Consider the following 983-nt stretch of genomic DNA (forward strand, 5'->3'; position numbering starts at 1 on the left):
CGCTTGAGACGTGCGTAGACTTGATTGGAAACTTCAACAAATGGATTATTGGGTGTTGATGGTTCAAAGCGAACAGTGCTTTTATTGTCTCCAACAACACACATTGGCTTAGTGATGACAGCTTTCATCATTGCTCCTTTTGAGTCATAATTAATGACATCATTAGTCAAATATTGATTTTTATTCTGTGAAAAATTGATTAGTCAGAATTATCTAGAAAACAGGGCTTTCTAGCCACGCTTCAAGTTGACATTTTACTGAATTTTGGGGATATTTTTGAATTTTAGACGCAATACGACTAGTGCAGTATCGTCATTAAATGCAATTTTTTACACCATGCCAACAAAAAAATCTATATTTTTTATTTTAAAATAGAATATATAAAATTTTCTAAAACATTTTAGATTTTATAAATTATTGTGAAATTATTATAGGAGGGAAAGGCAATGACAGGTCCAGAAATATTAGATGCCATGTATATAATATCAATGATAGCTATATCCCTCTTAACTATAGCGTTTTGTTTGCCTGCCGCCTTTTGATTTTCATTAATAGTTTGCGGATCATATGCAATTACACGCTTTTGTAAAAAAATCGAGAGTGAGAAATTTTTCCAGATTGATGAGCTAAATATTAAGCTCGTGACGGGCTGCTGTTGCCAAAAAAGCAGATCTTGTTAAACCTCTCTTTTGTGCACAATTATCAATTGCACGTAAAAGCCCTCGTTCAATTGATATATTTGTGCGTATGACTTCTGAATCATTTTCAATAAAAGGAACTTGTATTAAAAAAGCTCCTTCTGACAAAGCTGTTTTGACAGATTTCCGTTGTATGACTTCTTCAAATTTTGAAGGAATAGGCACTCTATCTATATCTTCACAATAAAGTTGGAGTGCTTCTGTTGCATTTGCGATTAAATTTTCTTCCTCATCAGCAGCAGAAAAAAGTCCCTCAAAATCAGGAAACTGAACACCAAAAGCAGA

General features: G+C 33.3%; 1 protein-coding gene. It reads right to left on the minus strand.

The features are described 5' to 3' along the window. Positions 1 to 626 precede the first annotated feature (626 nt). On the minus strand, positions 627 to 983 hold a 357-nt coding region (locus ACFIM6_RS09940), incomplete at its 5' end, for a type II toxin-antitoxin system HicB family antitoxin (RefSeq protein WP_375612680.1).

Source organism: Bartonella sp. AA9NXGY, assembly GCF_042196845.1.
GTDB lineage: Bacteria > Pseudomonadota > Alphaproteobacteria > Rhizobiales > Rhizobiaceae > Bartonella.